This is a genomic window from Streptomyces sp. NPDC003456 (assembly GCF_042878735.1).
Lineage (GTDB): Bacteria > Actinomycetota > Actinomycetes > Streptomycetales > Streptomycetaceae > Streptomyces.
This window is the reverse complement of the sequence record NZ_JBIAOK010000001.1, coordinates 990338-1015786: the sequence shown is the minus strand read 5'-3', so window position 1 is coordinate 1015786 and position 25449 is coordinate 990338. Positions and strand designations below refer to the sequence as shown.

Sequence of the window (25449 nt, the reverse complement as noted above, 5' to 3'; positions counted from 1 at the left end):
GCAAATCGGGACGTCACGGATCGGTTGTCTCCGGTGGTGCGGTGTTCCCCGGCGCTTCCCCGTGCGTTCTCCGGCCGCGGAAACTCCGTTGCGCCGCGGTCCGGGCGTCGACCACCATGCCTGCGTGAGCACGACAGATACGGCCGCGCGGCGCGCGGTCACGGCGCGTACGGGGGTCGCGGCGTGAGCGCGCGCCTGCGCGGTGTGGCGCGGGAGACCGAGCGGATCGTCGCGGCCGGCGCCTACCGGTCGCCCGGCGGCCGCGAGGTGCGGATCGCCGAGCAGGTGCGCGCGGCCCGGGAGGGCACGCGCCTGTTCGGACCGGATCCCGTTCCCGTGTCCGCCGTCCGGGTGACGCGGACGCGCATCGAGGTCACCGGCGAGAGCAGCCTGGAGGCCGCCCGCCGGCTGGGCGGGTCCGTGGCCGTCCTGAACTTCGCCTCGGCCCGCAACCCGGGCGGCGGTTACCTGAACGGCGCCCAGGCGCAGGAGGAGGCGCTGTGCCGGGCCTCCGCCCTGCACACCTGCCTGCTGCGGGCCGCGGACTTCTACGACCACCACCGCGCCCACCGCGACCCGTTCTACACGGACCGCGTCATCCACTCACCCGGCGTGCCGGTCTTCCGCGACGACCGGGGCCGGCTGCTGGACGAGCCGTACACCGCCGGCTTCCTGACCTCCGCCGCGCCGAACGCGGGGGTGGTGCTCCGCACGGCGCCGCAGCGGGCGGCCGAACTGCCGCGCGCCCTGGCGGCGCGGGCGGAACGCGTCCTGGAGACGGCCGCCGCCCACGGCTACCCGAGGCTCGTCCTGGGGGCCTGGGGCTGCGGCGTGTTCCGCAACGACCCGGCCCAGGTGGCGGCGGCGTTCCACGGCCTTCTGGGTCCCGGCGGACGCTTCGCCGCCGCCTTCGACCACGTCGTCCTCGGCATCCTCGACCGCACCCCGGGCGGCCTGGTCCGAACCGCCTTCGCGCGGCAGTTCAGCTCCAGCCGTAGCGCTCCTGCAGCCGGCGCCTGACCAGCTCGAAGCGCATGCGGTCCAGGGCGCAGGCCTCGCGGCGCATCCCCTCCTCGTGCAGGCGCAGCACCCGGTCGACGTCCACCCACGAGTCCCGGCCGGAGCGGTCCCACGGGCCGCTGCCGATCGGCACCCACTCCCGGTCGTCGTCGTGCCGCTTGCTGGACAGCTGCACGGCGAGGAACGTCCCCGCCGCCTCCCGGGCGACGACCAGGACCGGCCGGTCCTTGCCGCGGCCGTCGTTCTCCTCGTACGGCACCCACGTCCAGACGATCTCGCCCGGGTCCGGATCGCCGTCGTAGGCGGGGGAGTACTCCGTGCGCACCGGGCCGGTCCCGCGCGGGTCGGCCTGGACGGTGGCGGAAGGGCCGTGGCGGCCGGGGGCGTGGTCGTCGGCGTACGTGCTCACGGGGGCACCCTAGAGGCCGCCCTGCCCTGCGTGCGCCCCGGGGTTCGCCCCACTCGCGCGTACGCGCACCGTCGAGGGCCCCGGGGACCCGGACTTGCGCACACGCGCTCCGGAGAGCGACCCGGGACTGGACTCGCGCGCGCGTGCTCCGGCGAGGGGCCCCGGGGGTCCGGTCAGGCGGCCGCCGCGTCGGCCGCGTCCGCCGTGACCGGCGGTGACGGCCAGTGGTCCTGCCAGCGCAGCTCCGCCTCCAGCTGCGCGGCCACCTGCGCGAGGAGCGGCTCGCTGTGCGCCGGGCCGAGCAGTTGCGCGCCGACGGGCAGGCCGTCGGGTGTGAACCCGGCCGGAACGTTGATCCCCGGCCAGCCCAGCACGTTCCACGGCCAGGCGTAGGGGCAGGCGGCGATCATGGCCCGGTCGGTGGCGAACCCGCTCAGGTCCAGCAGGGCGCCGATGCGGGGCGGGGGAGCGGCGGTCGTGGGCGCCAGCACGATGTCGTACGAGTCGAAGAAGGCGCCGATCCGGCGGTGCAGCACGGCCTCCGCGCGCCGCGCCGCCCTGAGCGGCGCACCGCCGAGCAGCCGGCCCAGCCGGGCCGCGTCCCGGGTGCGCCGGTCCAGCAGCGCCGGGAAGGGCGCCTCGGCCACCCGCTCGGCGATCCCCGCCGTGGCGCGCGGGACGAAGGTCAGCCCGATCTGCCCGTACGGCGGGTCGGCCTCCTCGACCGTGTGGCCCAGGCGGGCGAGCCGCTCGGCCAGTTCGACGACCCGGGTGCGCACCTCGGGCAGCAGCCGCGCGGGGACGGCGGTGAAGGGCGGATTCAGGGACAGCGCGACGCGCAGCCACCCCGGGTCGCGTCCGACGGCCGCCGACAGGTCGATCGCCGGCGGCCGGTGCGGGTCCAGGTCGTGGTTCCCGCTCGCCGCGTCCAGCAGCAGGGCCGCGTCGGCCACCGTGCGGGCCAGGGTGCCGTTGACGGTGATGCCCTGGAAGGACTCGCCGCGCGGCCAGGTGGAGATGCGGCCGCGCTGCGGCTTGATGCCCACCAGATGCGTCCAGGCGGCCGGGATCCGCACCGAACCGGCCCCGTCCGAGCCCAGCGCGGCGGGTACCAGCCCCGCGGCGACGGCGGCGGCCGAACCGCCCGAGGAACCGCCGGGCGTGTGGTCCGTGCTCCACGGGTTGCGGGTCGAGCCGAACGCGGGACCCTCGGTGAACGGCCACTGCCCGAACTCGCAGGTGTTGGTCTTGCCCACGACCACGGCCCCGGCCGCGCGCAGCCGCCGTACGGCCTCGCCGTCCGAGGGGACCGGCGGGAACTCGCCGCAGCAGCCGAAGGCGGTGGGCTCACCGGCCACGTCCATGTCGTCCTTCACCGCCACGGGCACCCCGAGCAGCGGCTTGCGCACGCCCTCGGCCAGCTCGCGGTCGGCGGCCTCGGCCTCCGCCAGGGCCGCCTCGGCGCGCACGATCCGGAAGGCGTTCACAGTGCCCTGCGCGGCCTCGATCCGGGCCAGCGTGCGCTCGACCAGCGCGCGGGAGGTCACCTCCCCGGCGGCCAGCGCGCGGGCGGTCTCCGCCAGGCCTTCGGCACGGTCGGACGTCATGCGGACACCTCCGGAAGCAGCTTCTCTACCGAACGGTAACGTCCGGTGGCCGATGGCGGAACGCCCTCGAGGGGAGTGGACGTTCACCCAGGGGCCACACCCTTCCCAGTGGGCGCATTCGTCTCGTTCGAAACAAGGGGGTCACGCTCTCGCCGGTGGGGCTCGTCCCCGGCGCGGTAGACGAGGCCCAGCAGGCCCCGGTAGACCTCCGCGAGCCTGCGCGCGTCCGTGCTGTCGAGCACGGTCTGCGCCGGCCGGATGCCGTTCCCTCGTCCGTCGCGGGCCCTGGTGCCCCGGCAGCCACCGCCTGCGCCGCCTCGCACGGAACCGAAGGAACAGCACGCAAGGCGACGCAGCGGAACGGGCCGCCTCCCTCTCGTGGTCGTGGAGGGGAGACGGCCCGGCCGGGGGTCAGCGGGTGCCGGTGACCCGGTGCTCCTTCAGGGCGCCGCAGTTGGAGCCGTACACCTGTACGTAGGTGTTGGCGATGCTGCCGCCCCAGTCCACGCAGTGGCCCTTGCCGTAGACGTAGGTCGGACCGGCGTAGGAGGTGAACAGGCCCTCGTCGTAGTGGCTCTCCTCCGTGTCCGGCACGAAGGCCCAGGCGGACATGGTGACGGCCCTGCCCGGGTTGTTGCGGATGGTCGCCACGCAGTTCTGCCCGTTGGACGCGTTGTAGGTCAGGTACACCGTCCCCAGCGAGCCGAGGGCCGCCGAGTTGACCGTCTTGTACCCGCTGCCGCAGACCTTCTGCGGGGTGGTGTTGGGCGCGGCGGAGGCCGGTGCCGCCAGGGCGGTCAGGGTGCCCAGGGACAGCGCGGCCACGGCGGAGGCGGACAGGACGGAACGGGTGAATCTCATATTTCCCCCTTGCAACTCTTCGAGGTGGTTGCTCCTGCAGGGTGTGACCCATGGAGCGCTCGAAGGGTTGTGCGCCATTTCCCTTGCCGATAGCGGGAGTTGAGGCGAGCCGGCCTGACGATCCGGTTCCGTGCGCGCGGCCCGGGGCCGTCGGGGGCGCCGGCCGAGTCTGCCCCTCCGGCGCGTGGCCCACTCCCCGGTCGGCGGTCGCACACGCGAGATCCCGAGGATCTGCGCAGGGGTGTCACACGGGCTGCACACCGCCCGGCCGAAGTCTCGTTAGCGTTACGGCTCGCTCCGGCGTGCGAACGTCACCAGGTCGCGGTCGGCGGGCCGCCGCAACAGCCAGATCGGGAACACCACACATGGACTACTGCTCGTCGTGCCGCAGGCACCTCAACGGCGCCCTGGTCTGCCCGGGGTGCGGCGCCTACGCCCCGGACATCGACCCCTGCGGCATCGACGGCCGCGCCTCCGCGAGCAGCACCGTCCCGACCGTGTGGGGCACCGCCGCCGGTCCGCGGTACGACGCGTCCGTCCCGTATCCGGCCACGCCGGACCTGCCGGAGCCCGCGGACCTCCGTCCGGACGTGGGCCCGTATGCCGACGCGGCCGAACAGCCCCTGACCGAACAGCCGGTCGCCGCAGGGTCCGTGGCCGCAGGGCCCGTGCCCGACGAGCCCGAGGCCGCGGAGCCCGGTGCGGCCGACGGCCGGACGGGCCGCCCGCAGGGCCGGGCCGCGCGGCGCCGGCAGATGGCCCGCTGGAAGAAGAACCAGCGGCGGGCCGTGGTGGCGACCGCCGTCGCCCTCGTCGGCGGCGGACTGACCGTCGCCGCCGTGCACGGCAACGCCACCCCCGGTGTGCAGGCGGCCACCACGCCGGGCGACACCCCCATGGGCGGCGCCGGGGCGCAGGCGCCCGATGCCGACGGACCCGACCGGGGCCGGTACGACACCCCGCGATCCGCCTCCAGCGCGGCACCGCAGACCCCCCGCGCATCGCGTCACCAGCAGACCCGGGCCGCCGACCCCCGCACCACCCCCGCCGGCACGCACACCGACGCGGCCACCGCCCCCCGCGAGCTGCCGCTGACGACACCCGCGCGCACCGGGGCCACCGCCCCGGGCACCGCCGGCTCCGCACCCGGCGACTCCGGCACCACCACTCCGGGCGCCGCCTCACCGGCCGCGCCCCCGGCGGCCGGAACGGAGCCCGGGCAGCCGGAGTCCCCCGCCACGCCTCCGCCCGCGGCCGACCCCACCGCACCCGACACGCCCCCGGGGGACACCGGCTCCGCCCCCCGCTCCGACGCACTCTGCCTGCTCGTCATCTGCCTCGGCTGAGCCCGGAACCGGCGGTCGGGCAGGCGGCGGCCGGCCGGGCTCCGTATCGCCGGTCATGGTCGATAGGCGCCCAACTCCCTTGCTACGCATGGGAGTTGTTTTCGGTCACCGACTGCCCCGCCCATGCGGGCCGCCGCCTGCCCGACGCCTCACTCCCGCCGCGCGGACGGCCCGGCCGCCTCCGCGGCGGACGGGATCCGCCCTACAATCCTGGCGACCAAATCGGGGGCGTCATCAGCGGGGGAGTCCGCGTGGAAACCATCATCGTGCAGTTGCCCGGTCCCACCCGATGGGGTGCGGACGATACGGGCAGTCCGGAACTGATCCACCTCGGGCCGGGAGACATCGCCGACTTCGGACGCGGCACGGCCGGCGTCCGCATCGTCCTGAAGGACCCCGGCATCTCCCGCCGCGCGGGCCAGCTGGAGGCGGCGGGCGACTACTGGCGGCTGTCCAACTTCAGCCGCAGCGTGTCCTACGTGGTGGAGAACCTGGAGGGCGCGGGCGAGTACCTGACCGTCGCACCCGGCCGGCTCGGGGCGCCCGTGCCCTTCGAGTTCTCCCGCGTGGTGCTGCCCGCCCTGTCCGGCACCGCCACCTTCAAGGTGTTCGCACCCCAGCACGCCTACCTGGGCGAGCAGTCCGCCCAGGGCGGCGGGGAACAGACCGTCCACCCCTTCGCCCTGGACCCCACGTCGAAGTACTTCCTCGTGCTGGTCGCCCTGTGCGAACCCCGGCTGCGCGACCCCGCGGACTCGGCCCTGCCGGGGGTCGGGCAGATCGTGGAGCGGCTGCGGCCCCTGGAATCCTGCCGCGACCTCACGCGTTCCGCGGTCAACTACCACATCGACTACCTGGCGTTCGCCAAACTCCGCCTGGAACCGGTGGAGGAGGCCGCGGCCGGACCGGACGGCGGCCGCACCGGCGCCAAGCGCACCCGGCTCGCCTCCGTCGCCCTGCGCTTCGGGCTGGTGCGCGAGGAACACCTCGGCCTGCTGCCGCCCCGCGGCGCCCGCCGCCCCGCCGCGCAGGAGGCCGGCGTATGAGCACGCACGACGCCCCGGACGACGAACTGGAGGCGCCCCGGCCGCGGTTGCCGGAGGGCTTCCGGATCGGCGACTGGGAGACGGGCCCGGTCATCGGCTCCGGAGGCTGGGGCACCGTGTACGAGGGGCGCGCGGTCGCCGACGGCGCACCCGTCGCCGTGAAGGTGCTCCCCACCGGCACCCTGGCACCCGGGCAGCGTGCCGCGCTCGGTGAACTCGTCGACCGCGAGGTCCGGTTCAGCGCCGAGGCCGACCACCCGCACCTCGTGCGCACCCACGCCGTGTGCACCGTCGAGGCGTCCGGGACACCCGAACTCGACGGAGCGATCGCCCTGGTCATGGACCGGGCCGAGGCCAGCCTGAAGGACGTGCTGGACTCCGCCGCGACGGGCGGGCCGATCGACGACGCCCCGCGCATCCTGCGCGGCGTGGCCGCCGGACTCGCCCATATGCACGACGCCGGGTGGGTGCACGGCGACCTCAAACCCGCCAACGTCCTGCTGGGCCCCGGCGGCCGGGTGTGGCTCGCGGACTTCGGACTCGCCACCGAACTGGACGGTACGCACGCCCACTTGCCGCCGCTCGGCACGCTCGACCACCTGCCGCCCGAGTGGTGGTCCCAGCGCACCGGCTCCGAGGGCTCCGTCGTCCGGCCCACCGCCGATGTCTGGGCGTTCGGTGTCCTCGCCCACCAGGTCCTCACCGGCGGGCTGCACCCCTTCCCGGGCGCCACCGCCCGGGCACGCTCGCTCGCCGCCCAGGCCTACGCCCGCGGCACCGCGGCCCTGCGGCTGGACGCCGGACTCGACGAGGACATGCGCCGGCTGATCGCCGACTGCCTGGCACCCGACCACGCCGGGCGGCTCCCGCACACGGCGCGGAGCGTCGCCGCCCGGGTCGAGGAGATCACCGGTGTCCCGGAGCCCCGCCGCAGACGTCTGGTCCCGGCCCTGGCGGCCGGGTTGGCCGTCCTGGCCGCCGCGGCGGTCGGCGGGACGCTGTGGCTCGGCGGGACCGGCGACGATCGGGACGACGACCGCGGCCGGCGCACCCAGGCCGCCGCCACCGGCCCGCAGGGCGACGCGCCCGGCGAGATCCCGAAGAGCTCCGACGTCCCCGCGTCGCTGCGCGACGTCATCACCCGCGCCGCGCACCGCTGCACCGACGAGGAGATCACCCCCGCCCTGCTCGCCGCGCTCGTCAAGGCGGAGAGCGGATTCGACCCGAAGGCCTCCCGCCCGGCGGTCGACGAGTACGGCATCGCCATGTGGACGCCGTCGGTGTTCCGGGCCTGGGCGGTGGACGGCGACGGGGACGGCGACAAGGACCACATGTCACCGCCGGACGCGATCTCCACGATGGCCGGATACGTGTGCTGGCTCGACCAGCGCTTCAAGGAGGCCGGACTGCCGAAGAAGGACCTGCCCGCACTGGTGGCCGCCGGCTACCGCACCAGCGACCGCACCGTCATCGAGGAGCGCGGCGTCCCCGAACGGGTCCGGCCGCACGTCGCCAAGGTGCTGCGCTACCACGCCCAGTACCTGCGCTGACCCCGGCGGGCGCCGCAGCGGGCGGGCGCACCGCGGCCGTGGACGCGAGCGGTGGGCCGGACCCGTAGGGCCCCGCCCACCGCTCGTCCCCCGTTGCCGTCACGGCCGCGGCCGACCGCCCCCCGGGACGTTCGCCGGCCGATTGCCCGGCGCGCCCCTGCGGGTGCCGCAGCCCCGCGCCGCTCACTCTAGGAACCCGGGCGGTGGCCGCGGTCCTGACACCTGTCAGGACCTCCCACGCCGCGCGGGCGGGCAGACCGGCGGGTGGTGCCACACCGGCGGACGGACGGCGGGGCGTGCGGTGGGGCATGCGGCCGGACGACGCTGTGCCGGCGACCGCCCGGCGCTCCCCGGGCGGGGACGGCCGGGAACCGCTCGGCGCTCCCGAGGCGGGACACGGCCGAAAACCGCTCGACGCTGCCGGCCGCCGCTGCCTACGATCCTCCGCGCGGCATCGCGTGCCGGTCACCGGCCGGGTGAGGCATGGAGGCGCCGCGAAGATGCCCGTGGAGGCATTGACCGTGTCAGTCGAGTTCAACCACACCATCGTCCTCTCCCGCGACCGGGAGACGTCCGCCCGTTTCCTGGCCGGGATCCTGGGGCTTCGCGTAGGCGCCCCCACCGGGGTGTTCCTGCCGGTGACCACCGCCAACGGCGTCACCCTGGACTTCCTCACCATCGACGCCGACATCCCCATGCAGCACTACGCGTTCCTCGTCTCCGAGGACGAGTTCGACGCGGCCCTCGACCGTCTGGTCGAAGCCCGTGTCCCCCTCCAGGCCGATCCGCACGGCAACCACCCCCGCCGCATCAACCGCAACGACGGCGGCCGGGGCGTGTACTTCCTCGATCCCGCCGGGCACGGCCTGGAGATCATCACGCGCCCGTACGGCACCGACCCGGACTCCCCGCTGAACGGTGTCACGGAGGACGTGCCCGGGGCCGTCTGAGCCCGCAGGGCGGCCGGGGGCGGCGCACGGACGCGTGTCCGCCCCCGGTGCGCACGGGGCTCAGTGGCCCTCCCGCCGCTAGCCCACCGGCTGCGGGGCGCTCTCCGCGAGGTCCGCCTTGCGCGGCAGCAGCAGCGGGGTGACCAGCAGCAGGCCACCCGCCAGGGCGATGGCCGCGCGCGGACCCGCCGTCGCGGCCAGCACACCCCACAGCGCGGTCGTCGCCGCGGTCGTGGCCTTGCCGGTGGCCGACCAGGCGGCGAGCGTGCGGGTGACCCGGTCCGCCGGCGTGCGCTCCAGCCGGAAGGTCGCGAAGACGGGATTGAACACGCCGCAGCAGGCGATCAGCCCGAACTCCGTCACCATGACCAGGACCAGCCCCGGCGTACCCGGGCCGGTGAAGGCCAGCGCCGCCGACCAGCAGGCCCGCAGCGTCCCGGCAGCGCGCAGCACCCGGTCGCGGCCGTACCGCGCGACCAGACGCGGGGCCGCGCGCGAACCGAGCAGACCCCCGGCGCAGGGCACGGCGAAGGCCAGGGCGTACTGCCAGGGGGCGAAGTGCAGGTCGTGGACCATCAGGACGAGCAGCGGAGGCGAGGCGGCCATGATCAACGCGTTGGCCAGGACGGTGTTGAGGAACAGGGAGCGCAGTGCCGGGTCGGCCAGGATGTGCCGCCAGCCGCCGAGCAGGTCCCCGGCCTTCGGCCGGGCCGGCGGCCTCGCCCGGGAGCCATCAGCCGCCGCCCCGACCGTCCCCGGGCTTCCCGCCGCGCCGATCGCCCGGAGGCCGAGCGCCGACAGCAGGTAGCTCACCGCGTCGGCCAGCACCGTCGTCACCGGCCCGAACAGGCCGATCACCGCCCCGCCCAGGGGTGGTCCCACCATGCTGGCGGTCCAGTTCGTCGCCTCGAACCGTCCGTTCGCGACCAGCAGGTGCTCGCGCGGCACCAGCGACTTCAGATACGCCCCGGCCGCCGCGCCGAACGTGATGTCGGCCGCCGCGACGGCCACCGACACCAGCAGCAACTGGAGGAAGCCCAGCCGGTCCAGGAAGAACGCCATCGGGACACTCAGCAGCACCACGCACCGCACGAGATCGGCGGCGATCATCACGGGGCGTTTGCGGCGCACCTCCACCCAGGGCCCGAGCGGTAGCGACAGCAGCGCGCCGACCGCCGGCCCGGCGGCGGCCAGCAGCGACACCTGCGCCGGCCCCGCGTCCAGCGCCAGAACGGCGATCAGCGCGAACGCGTCGAACGCCAGCCAGGTACCGGCCGTGCTGGCCGCGTACGCACCCCACAGCCACCCGAACTGCCTCCCCAGCGACGGCCCGCCCGCCATACCCGGCACACACTCCCCGCTCCCTCGGACGACCCGGTGTCGGCCGGGAGCCATCCAAGCGACGAGCAGGCGGGGCGATCAAACAACCGCCACCGGCGTGCCCACAACCGCTCGTTGTGCCCGGAGGCGGGCCGGGCACGCCGTTCGTGCCGCCGCTCAGCGCCGGTAGAGACCCACCAGGGTCCCGTCCGCGAGGCGTTTCCTGTCCACTTCCTCGTGCACCTGTTCCGCGCGCGGCGCGTCGGGCAGGACGCACGGGCCGGACAGCGCGTAGAGCCGGAAGCAGTAGTGGTGGGCGTCGTCCCCGGGCGGTGGGTGCGGTCCGCCCCAGCCGGGCTGGCCGAAGCCGTTGACGAGTTCCGTGCCACCGGGCGGGCAGTGCCCGGCCTCGACGCCGTCGCTGTGCGGGTCGATGCCGACCACGACCCAGTGTGTGAAGGTTCCCGAGGGCGCGTCGGGGTCCTCGCAGAGCAGCACCAGTTCCGAGGCGTCGTCCGGTACGCCGCTCCAGGACAGCGGCGGAGAGAGGTTCGGTCCCTCGTAGGAGTACCGGCGCTCCAGGAACGAGTGGTCCTCGAACGCGTCGCTGCGCAGTTCCAAGCCGGTCATGCGCTCCGGTGTACCCCGGCCGCACCATGGGGACACACGCCCCGGGTCCCCGGGCCGTCGTCTCAGGCGTTCACCCGCACCGCGCACGACCAGCCGTACGGGTCCGGGCCGATCCGCAGCTCCTCCCAGGCCACCGCGGTCGGGATCCTGCCCGTGATCTCGACGTCCGCGACGCCGGCGACGGCGAGCCGCACGTCCAGGCCGCCGTCGGCCTCGTCGGCCTCCACGTCGACGGGGATCTCGCCGTACTCCTCGAGCCGGTAGATGATCTCGTCCAGCAGGCCGGCGAGCAGGTCGTCGTCGCTGGCGTCCAGCAGGCGCACTCTCCCCGTGGCGGTGGGCCGCACCCCGGAGACGTCCGCGAAGGTCTCCACCATCGCCAGGACCGCTTCGGCCAGGCAGTGCTCCCGGCACGCCGCCCACGCCTCGATCCGGATGTCGCCGGGACGGGGCACCGTACGGTGCCCGCACTCGCCCGGCTGCCGCACGTGCCCGCCCTCGCTCGTGTCACCGCCCATGAACACCGCCTGCCCGACCCGCCCCGAGCCATGCGACACCCGCCCCTCACGTACCTCGGACGGGTGCGACGCGCACCCCATGATCGGCCCACGGGGGGGGCGTAAGCCGGGAGTCGTGCGGTGGTGCGTCTGCCGCTCCGGTTTGACGATCCGTTCACCTGGCGCTGGTGTGGGAATCAGCCAGGACGACCGACGATGTCCTCTCCCGCCGGCACCAGGAGCACCCGTGAACGTCTCGCTGTCCGTTTGGCTGCTGACCGTGGCGGCGCTGTGCCTGCTCGTCGGGGTCGATTTCCTGATCGGCCGCAAACCCCACGACGTGTCCCTCAGGGAGGCCGGGACCTGGACGGTGGTGTGGGTCGTCCTGGCCGTGCTGTTCGGGCTCGGCCTGTGGTACTTCGGCGGCGGCGGGCCCGCCGGCGAGTTCTTCGCCGGCTACCTCACCGAGAAGTCGCTCAGCGTGGACAACCTCTTCGTGTTCGTCCTGATCATGGCCAAGTTCGCCGTGCCCTCGCAGTACCAGCAGCGGGTGCTCATGGTCGGCGTGCTGATGGCCCTGGTGCTGCGCGGTGTGTTCATCGCGGCCGGAGCGGCGATCATCTCGGCCTTCTCCTGGGTCTTCTACCTGTTCGGTGCCTTCCTGATCTGGACCGCCTGGAAGCTGATCCAGGACGCCCGCAAGGAGGAGCACGAGGAGGAGTACCAGGAGAACAAGCTGCTGAAGCTGGCCGAGCGGCGCTTCGGCGTGGCCGACCGCTACCACGGCACGAAGCTGTTCATCACCGAGAACGGCAAGCGGGTCATGACGCCGATGCTCGTCGTGATGCTCGCGATCGGCTCGACCGATGTGCTGTTCGCCCTGGACTCGATCCCGGCGATCTACGGGCTGACGCAGGACCCGTACATCGTCTTCACGGCGAACGCGTTCGCCCTGATGGGCCTGCGCCAGCTGTACTTCCTCATCGGCGGCCTGCTCAAGAAGCTGGTGCACCTGAGCTACGGCCTGTCGATCATCCTGGGCTTCATCGGCGTGAAGCTGTTCCTGCACGCCCTGCACGAGTCGGGTGTGCACGTGCCCGAGATCGGTATCCCGTTCTCCCTGGGCTTCATCGTGCTGGTCCTGGCCGTGACGACGTTCACCAGCCTGCGCGCCTCGAAGCGGCAGCAGACCGAGGAGGCGGACAGGAGCGACACCGGACCCCGCTAGGAGCGTGGGTCAGCTCTCCGCCGTCGTGTCGGTCCAGGTGATCTCGAAGTACCTGACGCGTTCGTCCTCTCCAGCCGGACGCATGCCGGCTGCCGTCATGACGTGCTGGGACGCGAGGTTGTCGTGGTCGGCGTCTCCTTTCACGCAGGTGATGCCGCGTGCCCGCGCGAACAGCAGCAGCCCGCGGAGGGCTTCGGAGGCGTATCCCTCGCCTCGCGCCGACGGGATGAGGCCGTAGCCGATCGTGACGCTGCCGTTCTCGTCCGCGGGTCCGTGGAAACCCAGGCCTCCGATCGCCCGACCGTCCTCGCGGCGCCGGATCTCGTAGGTGCCGAACGGTCGGGGATCACCGGTGCTGGCGCAGGTGTCCAGGAAGCGCCTGGCGGCGGACACGTCCCCGTCGGTGGGGTATCCGGGCGCCCACCGGGCACCGCCGTCCGGCTCGCCCGCCACCAGTCGTTCAGCCTCGCCGACGGTCATCGGATGGAGCACGAGCCGCGCTGTCACAAGATCGCCCATAGCCGGGAGGAGTAGCACGCGGGACGACCGGACCGCACGTGGAATACCCGACCGGGCAGCACCCCGGCTCCGGTCGATGACCGCAGGTGCGGAAAGAACGCGGCTCGCGTGAGGGGGACACGGTGGGGTCGCGGACCGGCGGTCGGCCCGGGGGCCGGCGGGTGCGCCGGCGTCAGATCACGCCGTCCGTGCGCAGGGCCGCGATCTCCTGGTCCGTGCGGCCCAGTTCGGTGAGGATCGCCGCGGTGTGCTCGCCCACCGCCGGCACGGGGTCCATGCGCGCGGGCAGTCCCGCGAGGTCGGCGGGCGGGAGCAGCGCCTCCACGGTGGCGCCCGGCGCGCCCGGCGCGCCCGGCACCCCCACCTCGGTCCAGCGGCCGCGGGCGGCCAGCACGGGGTGGTCCAGGAACGCGGCGACGTCGTTGACCCCGGCGCAGGCGATGCCCATGCGCTCCAGGTCCTCGAGGATCTGGTCCGAGTCGGAGCGGGCGAAGCGCTCGGCGACGACCGCGTCGAGTTCCCCGCGGTGCGCGACGCGGTCGGAGGCCGTGGCGAAGCGCGGATCACCGGCCAGCTCGGGCCGCCCGAGGAACGTCTCGCACAGCACGGCCCACTCGCGCTCGTTCTGGATGGAGAACAGCACGTCCCTGCCGTCGGCGGCGGTGTACGTCCCGTACGGCGCGATCGTGGCGTGCTGCGTGCCCAGGCGCGGAGGCTGGCCGCCGCCGTACCGGGTGTAGTAGGCGGGCTGCCCCATCCACTCCGCGAGCGCCTCGAACAGGGACACCTCCACCGGGTGGGCCTCGCCGGTGGTGGCACGGGTGTAGAGGGCCGTGAGGACACCGCTGTAGGCGTACATGCCGGCGGCGATGTCGGCGACGGAGATGCCCGTGCGGGCGGTCCCCTCCGGCGTGCCCGTCAGCGACACCAGTCCGGTCTGGCACTGCACCAGCAGGTCGTACGCCTTGCGGTCGGCCCACGGGCCGGTGGTGCCCCAGCCGGATATCGTGCACGGGATCAGGCCGGGGCGCCGCTCGGTGACCGCCGCGGCGTCCAGACCGAGCCGGGCGGCGGCTCCCGGGGCGAGGTTCTGCACGAACACGTCGGCGCCGTCGAGCAGGTCGTGCAGGACCTCCCGGCCTCGCGGGTCCTTCAGGTCGAGGGTGAGGGACTCCTTGGAGCGGTTGAGCCACACGAAATAGCTGGAGTGGCCGTGGACCGTCGTGTCGTACCGGCGGGCGAAGTCGCCACCGCCCGGCCGCTCCACCTTGATCACGCGCGCGCCGAGGTCGGCGAGCTGCCGGGTGGCGTAGGGCGCGGCCACGGCCTGCTCCAGGCTGACCACCGTGACCCCGGCGAGGGGGTGGCGCTGCACGCTCATGCCGTAAGGCTCCTGTACCTCGTAGGGACGCGCCCGGACAGTCTGCCCCAGGCGGATCACCCCGGCGCGGGACGGGTGGTGCCACCGGGGGACACGGCCTAGGGAACCGGCCGCCGCTGAGGAGCAGCCCCTTCCCCGGCGCCCGCCTCCGGCCCGGGTTCCGCGTCCAGGGCCAGTTCGGCGGCGAACTGCGCGCCGGTCAGCAGGGCGAGGTTGGACAGCCACAGCCACACCAGGAAGACGACGGCACCGGCCAGCGAGCCGTACAGCTTGCTGTACGTGCCGAGTGTGGAGGCGTACACGGAGAAGCCCGCGGAGACGGTCAGCCAGAGCAGGGCGGCCAGGATCCCGCCCGGCAGGCTGCGCCGGCGACGGCGGGCCTCGACCGGGCCGGTGTGGAAGACGACCACGACCAGCAGGGCGACCAGGCACAGCAGGACCGGCCAGCGCAGCAGGCTCCAGGCCCAGGCGGCGGTCGAGTCCAGCCCGAGCGCCCGGCCCAGGGCCTCCGCCAGCGGACCGGTCAGCAGCAGCGTGAGCGAGCCGACCAGGAGCACCCCCAGCAGCACCAGCGCGGTGAGCAGGATCCGGTGCGCCCTGCGCCAGGGCGAACGGTGGTCCGTCACCCGGTGCATGGCGTGCAGGGCGCGGCGGAACACCGCCAGGTAGCTGGTCGCCGACCACAGCGCGCTGGCCGCGGCGACCGCCAGCAGTGACCAGGCGGTGCCCCCCGTGCCGAGTGCCCGGCTCAGCACGGCGTGCAGCTCCGGCCCGGACTGGGCGGGCGCGTACGCGCTGACGTGCGAGACGAACTCGGCGGCCGTGCCGGGGCTGACCATGCCGAACGCCAGCACCGTCGCGGGCAGGCTGGGCAGCACCGCCAGGATGGCGTAGTACGTCAGCGCCGCCGCGTAGTCCGAGACGTCGTCGTTCCACAGCGACACCGGTGTGCGCCGCAGCGCCGGCCACCAGGCGGCCCGCAGGCGGGGGCGGGGCAGCCCCGCCGCCCGGGTCTCAGTGGCCACGGGACGTCCGGTGCGCGGAGCCGGTGCCGACGTGCGCGCCCGGGCCGTGGGTGCTTCGCGGACCGCCGCATGCGCCGCGGATGCCGTCCGGGCCGCGGGTTCCTGCGTCACCGTGCGTGCCGCCGGCACTGTGCGTGCCGCCGGCGCCTCCGGGCGGGCGCCCCCCACCCGCGCGCAGCCTGCTCATCCCGTGCCACCTCTCGACCCGTCACCGCCCGCACCGCTCCTGTCGGCGCTGGTGCCCCGGCAACGCCGCTTCACGCGGCCGCCTGCCCCGATTCCCGGCCGCGGCGCGGCTCGTCCGCCGTCCGGGGGCTTGCCCCGCAACCGCGGTGGCCGGAAATGTGTCTCTCAACGCGGCCGGGCCGCTCCGCCGGGGGGCGGGGCTTCACCGGCGCTGGGCCTCGGGGGGCTGGAATGAACACATGGGCGGTGCCCGGATACACCGAGTCGCTCGAACTCGGGTCGGGGGCGAGCGGGCGGGTCGTCCTCGCCGTGCACGAGGGGACCGGCGTGCCCGTGGCCGTGAAGTACCTCGGCGAGTCCCTGCGCACCCGGCCCGGCTTCGTGCACGGCTTCCGGGCCGAGGCGCGCCTGCTCGCCGGCCTGGACAGCCCGCACGTCGCCGGGCTGTACGAGTACGTGGAGAGCCCGGACGGCGCCGCCATCGTGATGGAACTGGTCGACGGCGTCAGCCTGCGCGCCCTGCTGAAGCGGCAGGGCCCGCTGGAGCCCGAGGCGGCGCTCACGGTCCTCAAGGGGTCGCTGCTCGGTCTGGCCGACGCGCACCGCGTGGGCGTGGTGCACCGCGACTACAAGCCGGAGAACGTCCTGGTCGTGCCGGACGGGACCTCCACGCTCGTCGACTTCGGCATCGCGGTGGACGCCGGCACCAGCGCGGGCGTGGCGGGCACCCCCGCCTACATGTCCCCCGAGCAGTGGACCGGCGCCCCCGCCTCACCCGCCGCCGACGTGTACGCGGCGACGGCCACCTTCTTCGAGTGCCTGACGGGACACAAGCCGTACCCGGGCGGCAACCTCGCGGAACTCGCGCTGCAGCACGTCGACGCGCCCGTCCCCGCCGAGGAGGTCCCCGAGGCGGTGCGCGAGCTGGTGCGCCGCGGCCTCGCCAAGGACCCGGCCCGGCGGCCCGCCGGGGCGGAGGCGTTCGTCGCCGAGCTGGAAGCCGCCGCGGGCAGCGCCTACGGCCCCGACTGGGAAGGGCGCGGGCGCGCACGGCTCGCCGCCCTGGTGGCCCTGCTGCCGCTGCTGCTGCCCTCGCACCGCGGCACACCCCGCACCACCACCGACACCGCACGCACGGTCCTGCGCCCTCAGCCGGGCCCCGGCCCGGCCCGCGCCTGGCTGCCCGGCCGCGCCGGCCTGCTCGTCTCCGCGGCCGCCGTGCTGCTGGGCGCCGTGCTCACCCAAGGGCTGTCGTACGACCCGGGAGCCGCGGCGCAGGGGACGGCGCAGGCCCTGGCGACCACCGGAGCGGGGTCCGGGGCGCAGACCGAGGGTTCCCCGGTCCCGACGGACACGGCGCTCTCCCCGTCCGCCTCACCCACCGCATCCGGCGGCGTCCCGCCGGGACCCGGTGCCTCCGCCTCGCCCCCGGCGGCCACCGGCAGCGGCGCGTCCCCGTCCCCGGCCGCCGAGACGGACGCCGGCGCGCCGACCCCGCCGGACGCGCCGTCCACCCCGGCCGCGCCGACGACCACCGCCCCCGCCTCACCCGCCGGTCCCACGGCGCCCGCCGCACCGGCCGTGAAGGACGTCACCGTGTCGGGCTTCCGGCAGACCGGCCCCACCACCGCCACGGCGACCGTCGGGATCACCACGGACGGCACGGGGCCGGTCTCGATCACCGTGTCCTGGTTCTCGGGCGACACGGCGGGGCAGGCGGGCGCCGGGGACGGGGCGCCCCTGACGTTCGAGCGCAGCGGCGCCACCCGGTACACGCTCACCGTCGATCACACCTTCACCGGAACCGGCTGCTACTGGACGGCGCAGGCCACGACGTCCCCGGCCGCGGCGGGCGGCGGTGCCTCGCAGCAGCTGCTGACCAGGCGGTGCGACCTGCGATGACAGCCCGCGACGACGACCGTCCCGCCGCCTCCGGCACCGACAGCGCGAGAACCGTGCCGTTCACCCACCCGGCCGACGCCGGCTCCTCCGAGACCGTTGCGCTCTCCGGTCCGCCCGACGCCGGCTCCTCGGAGACCGTGGTGTTCTCGGGTGCGGCTGACGCCGGAGCCTCCGAGACCGTGGTGTTCTCGGGCGCGGCTGACGCCGCCTCGTCCGAGACCGTCGCGCTCTCCGGTGCGGCCGACGCCGGCTCCTCCGCGACCGTTGCGCTGTCGTGCTCGACCGACGCCGCGCCCGCCGAGACCGAGACCGGGACCGGGACCGTGGAGCCGGCCCGCTCCGCGGACGCCGAGTACAGCGCCACCGTGCTCGCCAGTCACTGGGTGCAGCGCCCCGATGAGGACCGCACCCTCGTGGAGCGGCCCGGCGGGCCGGACGCCCCGTCGGCGGCGCCCGACCGCGTGGAGGGGACGGTGCTGCGCTTCGGGCCCGGCGTCACCGCCGCCGGGCGCACCCACCGGACGCTGCCCGCCCTGCCGCAGCGCCCCGCACCCGCGGGCCGCCGGCTGCGCCGGCACGCCCTGCCCGCGCTGGTCGTGCTCTGCGTCCTCGCGTTCCTCGCCTGGCAGCGCCTCGGACCGCCGCTGACGGTCGGCTCCGTGACGGTCACCGCCCGGCCCTCGACTCTGGGCTGCGGCGGCACCGCGGACGTCACCGGCCTCGTCACCACCAACGGCCGCCCGGGCACGCTGACCTACCGCTGGGTCCGCAGCGACGGCACGTCGTCCGGCGTGCTGGAGGAGGAACTGGTCCGGGGCCGCAAGCAGGCGCGCCTGCACCTGCGGTGGACCTTCCAGGGCAAGGGCGAGCGAGAGGCCCGCGCCGAGTTGCGCATCATCTCCCCGGTCTCCCGCACGGCCGCCGCGGGGTTCACGTACTCCTGCCCCTGACGGGCCGGCCAGCGCCCTCCGCCGCCGGGCAGGGGCGTGCGGCCCGGGGCGCTCAGGACCGCACGGGCCCCGGCGCCGGCGCCGGACCGCTGCGGGAGACGACTCGGCTCCCGCGGCCGTCCACGACCCGGACCTGCAGCGAGCCGCACCCGCAGCGCGTCCACTCCGTGCGGCCGGTCGCGGTGGCGTGCCGCGACAGCAGCCGGAACGGCTCCGAGCCGTCCGGCCACCCGCAGTGCGGGCAGGCACCGGCAGCGGTGCTGGTCATGACCTGCTCCTCGTCTCCCGTGGACTTCCGGACGTCGCGACACAACCAGCGTGCGCCGGACGGTCCGTACACGTCCAGGTTGACTTCGCGGTGCCGACTGTGAAGCCTGGCCTGCATGATCGACCTGCGCCGGCTGCACGTCCTGAGGGCGGTCGCCCACTACGGCACGGTCACCGCGGCCGCCCGGGCCCTGCACGTCACCCCGTCCGCCGCCTCCCAGCAGATCCGTCAGCTCGCCCGCGAACTCGGCGTGGACCTGCTGGAGCCCCAGGGGCGGGGCGTCCGGCTCACCCCGGCCGCCGAGAGTCTGCTCGCGCACGCGGACGCCATCCAGGCCCGCTGGGACCGGGCCGAACTGGACCTGCGGGCGGAGCAGGACGCGCCCTCCGGGGTGCTGCGGGTGACCGGGTTCCCGGTGGCCGTGGCGGTGCTGCTGGCGCCGCTGGCGGTCCGGCTGGGGGAGCGGCACCCGCGGCTCACGGTGCGGATCACCGAGGCGGGTGTGCCGGAAAGCTTCGACCGGCTCTTCGAGGGCGACACCGATCTCGCGGTCGTGGAGGTCACGCCGCGCAACCCGCCGATGAGCGACACCCGCTTCGACCAGCGGCCGCTGCTGGACGATCCCTACGACCTGGTCGTGCCCGAGGGGCACCGGCTGGCCGGGCGGGGCCCGACCGGTCTCGCCGAGGCGGCCCGTGAGCAGTGGATCGCGCCGCTGCCGCAGAGCCCCTGCCGCCCGCACGTCATGTCCGCCTGCGGCGCCGCCGGGTTCACGCCGGACATCGTCCACCACGCCCTCGACTGGAACGTCACCGCCCACCTGGTCGCCGCGGGTCTGGGCGTCGCGCTCGTCCCCCGCCTGGCCCGCCTCAACCCGGACCTGCCCCTCAGCCGCGTCCCCTGCACCGGCAACCCCCACCGCACGTTCGTGACCTGCGTCAGGAGCGGCGCCGACGCCCGCCCGGCCGTGGCGGCCGCCCTGGCCGGACTCCGCGAGCTGGCGTCCTCGGTGGTGCGGTGACGAGCGGCGCCCCGGCACACCCCCGGCGCGGAACGCCGGCGACCGGGACCCGCCGGCGCCCCGGACCCCTCACCGCCCGGGCGCCCCGACGCGGAGCGCGTCCATGACGAGGTCCAGCAGGCGGGTCGCCCTGGGCTGCCAGTCGCCGTGCGGGTCGAGCGTCCACAGGCCCCCGATGGCGAGGAACAGGTCGTCCACCGTGATCCCGGGGCGGATGGTTCCGGCCTGCTCGGCGGCGCGCAGCAGGCTCTCGGCCGCCTCCGTCACCGGGGCGTGGCCCGGCTTCTGCGCGCCCGGTGCGCCGGTGGCCTGCCGTATCGCGTCGGCCAGCCCCGCCTTGGTCATGGCGAACCGGGCCAGCCCGTCCATCCACTCGCGCAGCGCCCGGTCGGGTTCCCGGCTGCACAGCAGGGGGGCCGCGGTGTCGGCGACCTGCTGCATCTCGTGGCGGTAGATCTCCAGGACCAGGGCCTCGCGGGTGGGGAAGTGGCGGTAGAAGGTCCCCTGCCCGACGCCCGCCTTCCTGGCGATCGTGCTCAGCGGGGTGTCGGCCGAGCGGGTCAGTTCGGCCAGCGCGACCTCCAGGATGCGCGCGCGGTTGCGCTGCGCGTCCGAGCGCAGAGGCACCTGCTTGTTCTGGCCCACGGACCCTCCTCGCGGTGATGGCCGAAACCCGGCCCTTGTTAAGCGGACAGTTGTCCGTTACGTTTCCGGGTAACGGACAACTGTCCGCTTGTTCCCATCGTATCGGCGTGCCGTCCGTGCGGGACAGCCCGGGGCGGCCGGACGCGGCCCACCTGCCCCGCATCCTGCACGGTCGCGCACCGGCGTCGCCAGCCGCGGCGCCCACCCCCGACCCCGACCGGCCTCACCACGTGAGAGAGAAGGCTTCCATGGCCTCATCGACGTCCAGCGACCTCACCCTGTCCGTCAACGGCGAGAAGTACACGCTGACCGTCGACCACCGCACCACCCTCCTCGACGCCCTGCGGGAACGGCTCGATCTGACCGGCACCAAGAAGGGCTGCGACCAGGGGCAGTGCGGCGCCTGCACCGTCCTCGTGGACGGCCGCCGCAGCGTGGCCTGCCTGCAACTGGCGGTCGCCGCCGAAGGGCGCGAGATCACCACCGTCGAAGGCGTGGCCGACGGCGACCGGCTGCACCCGGTGCAGCAGGCGTTCCTCGACCTCGACGGCTTCCAGTGCGGCTACTGCACCCCCGGCCAGATCTGCTCGGCCATCGCCGTCATCGAGGAGCACGCCGCGGGCTGGCCGAGCGCCGCCACCGCGGACCTGCGGCCCGAGGCGGGACCGCCGCCGCTGACCCCCGAGGAGATCCGCGAGCGGATGAGCGGCAACCTGTGCCGCTGCGGCGCGTACGTGTCCATCGTCCAGGCCGTGGCCCGCGCCGCCGAGACGAACGGAGCGTCGGCATGAAGGAGTTCGGCTACCACCGCGCCTACGACGTCCCCGGTGCCGTGGCGCTGCTCGACGGCGACACGGACGCGCGCTTCCTGGGCGGCGGCACCAACCTGGTCGACCTGATGAAGACCGGCGTGGAACGGCCCGCCCGGCTCGTCGACATACGCGAACTGCCGCTGAACCGGGTGGAGCCGACGCCGGACGGCGGACTGCGCATCGGCGCGACCGTCACCAACAGCGACCTGGCCGCCCACCCCGAGGTCCGGCGCCGCTACCCGGCCCTGGCCCAGGCCGTACTGGCCGGTGCCTCCGGGCAGTTGCGCAACATGGCCACCGTCGGCGGCAACCTGCTGCAGCGCACCCGCTGCGGCTACTTCACCGACCTCACCTCACCCTGCAACAAGCGCGCCCCGGGCAGCGGCTGCCCCGCCGTCACCGGTGAGCATCACAATCACGCCATCCTCGGCGCCTCCGGTCACTGCGTCGCCACCCACCCCTCCGACATGGGCGTGGCCCTGACCGCGTTCGACGCCCGCGTGTCCTACGAGACGGCCGACGGCCCCGGCGAACTGCCGCTCACCGACCTCTACCTCCCCGTGGGGGAGACACCGCACCGGGAGACCGCCCTGCCGCGCGGCGCCCTCATCACGGCCGTCACCCTGCCGCCCGGCGCCACGGCGGCCAACTCCCGCTACCGCAAGGTGCGCGAGCGGGCCTCGTACGCCTTCGCCATCGGCTCGGTCGCCGCCGCCCTCGACCTCAGGGACGGCGTCGTGCACGACGTGCGCCTGGCCTTCGGGGCCGTCGCCTCCCGCCCCTGGCGGGCCCGGGCCGCCGAGCGCGTACTCACCGGCGCCCCGGCCGGCGCCGAGACCTTCGCGGCCGCCGCGGACGCCGAACTGGCCGCCGCCCGGCCCCTGCCCGACAACGGATACAAGGTGACTTTGATGCGCAACCTCGTCGTGGCCGTGCTCAGCGAACTCGCCGAGGAGGCCGCCCGATGACCACCGCCACCACCGGCCGGTCCGCCACCGGGCGCGCGACCGGCACCGCCCACACCCGGGTGGAGGGACACGACAAGGTCACCGGCGCCGCCCGGTACGCCGGCGAGATCCCCTTCGCCGAACTCGCCCACGGCTGGCTGGTGCTGTCCACCGTCGCCCGCGGCCGGGTCCGCGCCCTGGACACCGACGCCGTCCTCGCGATGCCCGGCGTCCTCACCGTCCTCACCCACCACAACGCCCCGCGCGTCGACACCGACTTCGTCGGCATGATGGGTGTCCCGCCGGACCCCGGCACCGCCCTCTTCCAGCACGACCGGGTGCCCCACCTGGGCTGGCCCGTGGCCCTGGTCGTCGCGGAGACGTCCGAGCAGGCCAGGGAGGCGGCCGAGACGCTCGTCGTGCACTACGACGAGGAGCCGCACGACGTGGCGTTCTCGGCAGCGCGCGAGGCCGAGGCGTACCCGGTCGACGGGCATCTGCCGGCCACGGTGGAGAAGGGCGACCTGGACCGGGAACTCGCGGCGTCCGCCGTCGTGGTGGACGCGCGGTACACCACGCCGGAGGAGCACCACAACCCGATGGAGCCGCACGCGGCGACCGCCCGCTGGGAGGGCGGCCGGCTGGAGGTCGTCGACTCCGACCAGGGCACCGGCTGGGTCGCGGGGGAGCTGGCGAACCTGTTCTCCCTGGACCCGGGCTCGGTGCGCGTGCGCTCCGAGCACGTCGGCGGCGGCTTCGGCAGCAAGGGCGTACGCGCCCACCAGGTGGCCGCCGTGATGGCCGCGACCGTGCTGCACCGGCCCGTGCGGGTCGTCATGACCCGCCGGCAGATGTTCTCGCTCGCCGGCTACCGCAGTCCCACCGCGCAGCGCGTCCGCCTCGGCGCCGACCCGGACGGGCGGCTGCGCGCCCTGGAGCACCGCTCCCTGAACCAGACCTCCACCGTGCACGAGTTCGTCGAGCCGAGCGCCGCGGCCGGGCGGTCCATGTACGCCGCCGACGCCCACCACACGGCAAGCCGGCTGGTGCGGCTCGACGTGCCCACGCCGACCTGGATGCGCGCCCCGGGCGAGGCGCCGGGTTCGTTCGCGCTGGAGTCCGCGCTCGACGAACTGGCCGAGAAGTGCGGGGTCGACCCGATCGAGCTGCGCCTGCGCAACGAACCCGCGGTGGGTCCGGTCTCCGGGCTGCCGTTCGCCGGGCGCAACCTCGCCGCCTGCTTCCGGGAAGGGGCCCGCAGGTTCGGCTGGGCGCAGCGGGACCCGCGCCCGGGGGTGCGCCGCGAGGGGCGCTGGCTGCTCGGCACGGGCACCGCGGCCGCTTCCTTCCCCGCGATGGCCATGCCCTCCACGGCCTCGGTGACGGCAGAGGCGGACGGCACCTTCACGGTCCGGATCAACGCCGCCGACATCGGCACCGGCGCCCGTACCGCCCTCACTCTGGTCGCCGCCGACGCCCTGGAGGTGTCCACCGACCGCGTCCTGGTGCGGATCGGCGACAGCGACCTCGGCCCCGCGATGATCGCCGGCGGCTCCGCGGGCACCCGCTCCTGGGCCTGGGCCGTCACGGCCGCGGCGCGGGAGCTGCGGCGCGACCTCACCCCCGGCGCGGACGTCCCGCCGCAGGGCGTCACCGTACGGTCGGACACCACCGAGGCCGTCGGCGCGCTGGCGCAGAAGGAACGGCACTCCTTCGGGGCGCAGTTCGCCGAGGTCGCCGTCGACCCGGCCACCGGTGAGGTCCGGGTGCGCCGCATGCTGGGCGTCTTCGCGGCCGGCCGGATCGTCAACCCGCTCACCGCCCGCAGCCAGCTCGTCGGCGGCATGATCTGGGGCCTGTCCATGGCCCTGCACGAGGAAGCCGTCCGGGACCCGGCGAGCGGCGGCGTCCCCGGCGCCGACCTGGCCGGCTACCACATAGCGGCGCACGCCGACGTCCCGCACGTCGAGGCCGACTGGGTCGACGACCCCGACCCCGACGACCCGGTCGGCATCAAGGGCATCGGCGAGGTCGGCATCGTCGGCGCGGCCGCCGCGATCGCCAACGCCGTCTGGCACGCGACCGGTGTGCGCCACCGCGACCTGCCGATCCGGCCCGACCGCGTCCTGTCGGCGGGCGCCGATGCTTGATCTCGCAGCGGCCCTGCGCGCCTGGGCCGAGGAGGGCCGGGACTTCGCCGTCGCCACGGTGGTCGCCGTCGGCGGCAGCGCCCCGCGCCCGCCCGGGGCGGCGCTCGCCGTCGACGCCGACGGCACGGCGATCGGCTCGGTGTCCGGGGGCTGCGTCGAGGGCGCCGTCTACGACCTGTGCCGCCAGGCCCTGCGGGACGGCGAGCCGCTGGCCGAGCGGTTCGGCTACAGCGACGAGGACGCCTTCGCGGTGGGACTGACCTGCGGCGGGACCATCGACGTGCTGGTCGTCCCGTTCTCCGCCGGGCGGGCGGTGCACGCCGCGGCGCTGTCCGCCGCGGCGGCCGGTGAGCCGGTGGCCCTGGCCCGGGTCGCCCGGGGCCCCGCCGGGCTGCTGGGCCGGGCCCTGCTCGTCCGCCCCGACGGCTCGTCCGAGGGCGTACTCGGCGCCGGCCCGGAGCTGGACCGCACCGTGCGCGAAGAGGCGCGTGCCCTGCTGGAGACGGGCCGGACCGGCACGGTGGAGCTCTCCGAGGACGGCACGCACTGCCCGGGCGGGGTCACCCTGCTCGTGGAGTCGGCCGTGCCGCCGCCGCGCATGATCGTCTTCGGTGCGATCGACTTCGCGGCGGCGCTCGTGCGGGCGGGACGGTTCCTCGGCTACCACGTCACGGTGTGCGACGCCCGGCCGGTCTTCGCCACCCGGGCCCGGTTCCCGGACGCCGACGAGATCGTCGTCGACTGGCCCGACCGCTACTTGCGGGGCACGGCCACCGACGCGCGGACCGTGCTGTGCGTGCTGACCCACGACGCCAAGTTCGACGTGCCCCTGCTGCGGGAGGCGCTGCGCCGGCCGGCCGCGTACATCGGCGCGATGGGCTCGCGCCGCACCCACGAGGACCGGGAGCGGCGGCTGCGCGAGGCGGGCGCCGGCGCGGCCGAGCTGGCCCGGCTGAGGTCCCCGATCGGGCTGGACCTCGGCGCCCGTACGCCCGAGGAGACCGCCGTGTCCATCGTGGCGGAGATCATCGCGCGGCGACACGGCGGCACGGGCGCCCCGCTCACCGGCTCCGGCTCCCCGATCCACCGGCCCGGCAGAGAGGTCCAGCCGGTCTGAGCGTGGACGTGGCGGAGGCCGCAGGCGCCTGAGTGCGGCGGGAGGGAGCGGACACACCGGAG

24 protein-coding genes are annotated in these 25449 nt (G+C 75.2%); 13 read left to right on the top strand and 11 right to left on the bottom strand.

Annotated elements, in window-relative coordinates:
• Nucleotides 1-183: 183 nt before the first annotated feature.
• Nucleotides 184-1020 (top strand): TIGR02452 family protein, encoded by an 837-nt coding sequence (locus ACFYWG_RS04165; protein ID WP_389199161.1) that lies wholly within the window; start codon nt 184-186, stop codon nt 1018-1020.
• Here the strand turns inward: ACFYWG_RS04165 and ACFYWG_RS04160 are convergent.
• The 3 genes from ACFYWG_RS04160 to ACFYWG_RS04150 form a co-directional block, all read right to left on the bottom strand.
• Nucleotides 983-1429 carry a type II toxin-antitoxin system PemK/MazF family toxin gene (locus tag ACFYWG_RS04160; protein ID WP_389199159.1) on the bottom strand — a complete coding sequence of 149 codons (447 nt, stop codon included), beginning with the start codon at nt 1427-1429 and terminating at the stop codon, nt 983-985. The two genes, ACFYWG_RS04165 and ACFYWG_RS04160, sit on opposite strands and share 38 nt — an antisense overlap.
• Before the next feature lie 173 nt (nt 1430-1602).
• The gene (locus ACFYWG_RS04155; protein ID WP_389199156.1) at nt 1603-3036 is read right to left on the bottom strand and encodes an amidase; all 1434 of its coding nucleotides are present in this window, start codon (nt 3034-3036) and stop codon (nt 1603-1605) included.
• Nucleotides 3037-3447: 411 nt separating this feature from the next.
• Nucleotides 3448-3897, bottom strand: a complete 450-nt coding sequence (locus ACFYWG_RS04150) for a spore-associated protein (protein WP_383500516.1) — start codon at nt 3895-3897, stop codon at nt 3448-3450.
• 365 nt (nt 3898-4262) lie between these two features.
• On the opposite strand from ACFYWG_RS04150, the gene ACFYWG_RS04145 reads away from it, so the two are divergent.
• The 4 genes from ACFYWG_RS04145 to ACFYWG_RS04130 all read left to right on the top strand — a co-directional run bounded on the left by ACFYWG_RS04145 (nt 4263) and on the right by ACFYWG_RS04130 (nt 8789).
• Nucleotides 4263-5243: a hypothetical protein gene (locus tag ACFYWG_RS04145; protein WP_389199154.1), complete on the top strand. Its 981-nt coding sequence runs from the start codon at nt 4263-4265 to the stop codon at nt 5241-5243.
• Nucleotides 5244-5494: 251 nt separating this feature from the next.
• Complete coding sequence (locus ACFYWG_RS04140; RefSeq protein WP_389199152.1) at nt 5495-6289, top strand: serine/threonine protein kinase; 795 nt, start codon at nt 5495-5497, stop codon at nt 6287-6289.
• The gene (locus ACFYWG_RS04135; protein ID WP_389199150.1) at nt 6286-7839 is read left to right on the top strand and encodes a serine/threonine-protein kinase; all 1554 of its coding nucleotides are present in this window, start codon (nt 6286-6288) and stop codon (nt 7837-7839) included. The genes ACFYWG_RS04140 and ACFYWG_RS04135 overlap by 4 nt, the downstream gene beginning before the upstream one ends.
• A gap of 521 nt (nt 7840-8360) precedes the next feature.
• Nucleotides 8361-8789, top strand: a complete 429-nt coding sequence (locus ACFYWG_RS04130; protein ID WP_383500504.1) for a VOC family protein — start codon at nt 8361-8363, stop codon at nt 8787-8789.
• Nucleotides 8790-8867: 78 nt separating this feature from the next.
• Here the strand turns inward: ACFYWG_RS04130 and ACFYWG_RS04125 are convergent, their stop codons facing one another.
• From ACFYWG_RS04125 to ACFYWG_RS04115, 3 genes are all read right to left on the bottom strand, one after another.
• The gene (locus ACFYWG_RS04125; protein ID WP_389199460.1) at nt 8868-10130 is read right to left on the bottom strand and encodes an MFS transporter; all 1263 of its coding nucleotides are present in this window, start codon (nt 10128-10130) and stop codon (nt 8868-8870) included.
• 156 nt (nt 10131-10286) lie between these two features.
• Nucleotides 10287-10739, bottom strand: a complete 453-nt coding sequence (locus ACFYWG_RS04120) for a YbhB/YbcL family Raf kinase inhibitor-like protein (protein WP_376324918.1) — start codon at nt 10737-10739, stop codon at nt 10287-10289.
• Between the two features lie 62 nt (nt 10740-10801).
• Nucleotides 10802-11257, bottom strand: a complete 456-nt coding sequence (locus ACFYWG_RS04115; protein ID WP_383500659.1) for an archease — start codon at nt 11255-11257, stop codon at nt 10802-10804.
• Between the two features lie 226 nt (nt 11258-11483).
• Here ACFYWG_RS04115 and ACFYWG_RS04110 point away from each other — a divergent pair, with 226 nt between their 5' ends.
• The gene (locus ACFYWG_RS04110) at nt 11484-12464 is read left to right on the top strand and encodes a TerC family protein (protein WP_383500501.1); all 981 of its coding nucleotides are present in this window, start codon (nt 11484-11486) and stop codon (nt 12462-12464) included.
• Between the two features lie 9 nt (nt 12465-12473).
• On the opposite strand, the gene ACFYWG_RS04105 is transcribed toward ACFYWG_RS04110, so the two are convergent.
• From ACFYWG_RS04105 to ACFYWG_RS04095, 3 genes are all read right to left on the bottom strand, one after another.
• Complete coding sequence (locus ACFYWG_RS04105) at nt 12474-12983, bottom strand: GNAT family N-acetyltransferase (RefSeq protein ID WP_389199146.1); 510 nt, start codon at nt 12981-12983, stop codon at nt 12474-12476.
• Nucleotides 12984-13155: 172 nt separating this feature from the next.
• Nucleotides 13156-14364 carry a CaiB/BaiF CoA transferase family protein gene (locus ACFYWG_RS04100; protein ID WP_376324929.1) on the bottom strand — a complete coding sequence of 403 codons (1209 nt, stop codon included), beginning with the start codon at nt 14362-14364 and terminating at the stop codon, nt 13156-13158.
• Nucleotides 14365-14462: 98 nt separating this feature from the next.
• Entirely contained in the window at nt 14463-15389 is a 927-nt protein-coding gene (locus ACFYWG_RS04095; protein WP_389199144.1) for a YihY/virulence factor BrkB family protein, read from the bottom strand.
• Nucleotides 15390-15806: 417 nt separating this feature from the next.
• On the opposite strand from ACFYWG_RS04095, the gene ACFYWG_RS04090 reads away from it, so the two are divergent.
• Nucleotides 15807-17477, top strand: coding sequence for a protein kinase (locus ACFYWG_RS04090; RefSeq protein ID WP_389199142.1), 1671 nt, complete (start codon nt 15807-15809; stop codon nt 17475-17477).
• A complete protein-coding gene (locus ACFYWG_RS04085; protein WP_389199140.1) occupies nt 17474-18427 on the top strand; it encodes a hypothetical protein in 954 nt (317 codons plus the stop codon). The genes ACFYWG_RS04090 and ACFYWG_RS04085 overlap by 4 nt, the downstream gene beginning before the upstream one ends.
• Before the next feature lie 52 nt (nt 18428-18479).
• Here ACFYWG_RS04085 and ACFYWG_RS04080 read toward each other — a convergent pair whose 3' ends face one another.
• Nucleotides 18480-18695: a hypothetical protein gene (locus tag ACFYWG_RS04080; protein WP_376324939.1), complete on the bottom strand. Its 216-nt coding sequence runs from the start codon at nt 18693-18695 to the stop codon at nt 18480-18482.
• Between the two features lie 115 nt (nt 18696-18810).
• On the opposite strand from ACFYWG_RS04080, the gene ACFYWG_RS04075 reads away from it, so the two are divergent.
• The gene (locus tag ACFYWG_RS04075) at nt 18811-19716 is read left to right on the top strand and encodes a LysR family transcriptional regulator (RefSeq protein ID WP_389199138.1); all 906 of its coding nucleotides are present in this window, start codon (nt 18811-18813) and stop codon (nt 19714-19716) included.
• A gap of 69 nt (nt 19717-19785) precedes the next feature.
• Here the strand turns inward: ACFYWG_RS04075 and ACFYWG_RS04070 are convergent, their stop codons facing one another.
• Nucleotides 19786-20361, bottom strand: coding sequence for a TetR/AcrR family transcriptional regulator (locus ACFYWG_RS04070; protein WP_383500478.1), 576 nt, complete (start codon nt 20359-20361; stop codon nt 19786-19788).
• A gap of 248 nt (nt 20362-20609) precedes the next feature.
• Here ACFYWG_RS04070 and ACFYWG_RS04065 point away from each other — a divergent pair, with 248 nt between their 5' ends.
• From ACFYWG_RS04065 to ACFYWG_RS04050, 4 genes are read left to right on the top strand one after another with little or no spacing between them, the layout of a single operon-like run.
• Nucleotides 20610-21152 (top strand): (2Fe-2S)-binding protein, encoded by a 543-nt coding sequence (locus ACFYWG_RS04065; protein ID WP_383500475.1) that lies wholly within the window; start codon nt 20610-20612, stop codon nt 21150-21152.
• On the top strand, nt 21149-22141 hold the full coding sequence (locus tag ACFYWG_RS04060; protein WP_385417057.1) for an FAD binding domain-containing protein: 993 nt from the start codon (nt 21149-21151) through the stop codon (nt 22139-22141). The genes ACFYWG_RS04065 and ACFYWG_RS04060 overlap by 4 nt, the downstream gene beginning before the upstream one ends.
• Entirely contained in the window at nt 22138-24270 is a 2133-nt protein-coding gene (locus tag ACFYWG_RS04055) for a xanthine dehydrogenase family protein molybdopterin-binding subunit (RefSeq protein ID WP_385417060.1), read from the top strand. Before ACFYWG_RS04060 ends, ACFYWG_RS04055 begins: the two co-directional genes overlap by 4 nt.
• Nucleotides 24263-25387, top strand: a complete 1125-nt coding sequence (locus tag ACFYWG_RS04050) for an XdhC family protein (protein ID WP_389199134.1) — start codon at nt 24263-24265, stop codon at nt 25385-25387. Before ACFYWG_RS04055 ends, ACFYWG_RS04050 begins: the two co-directional genes overlap by 8 nt.
• Nucleotides 25388-25449: the final 62 nt, after the last annotated feature.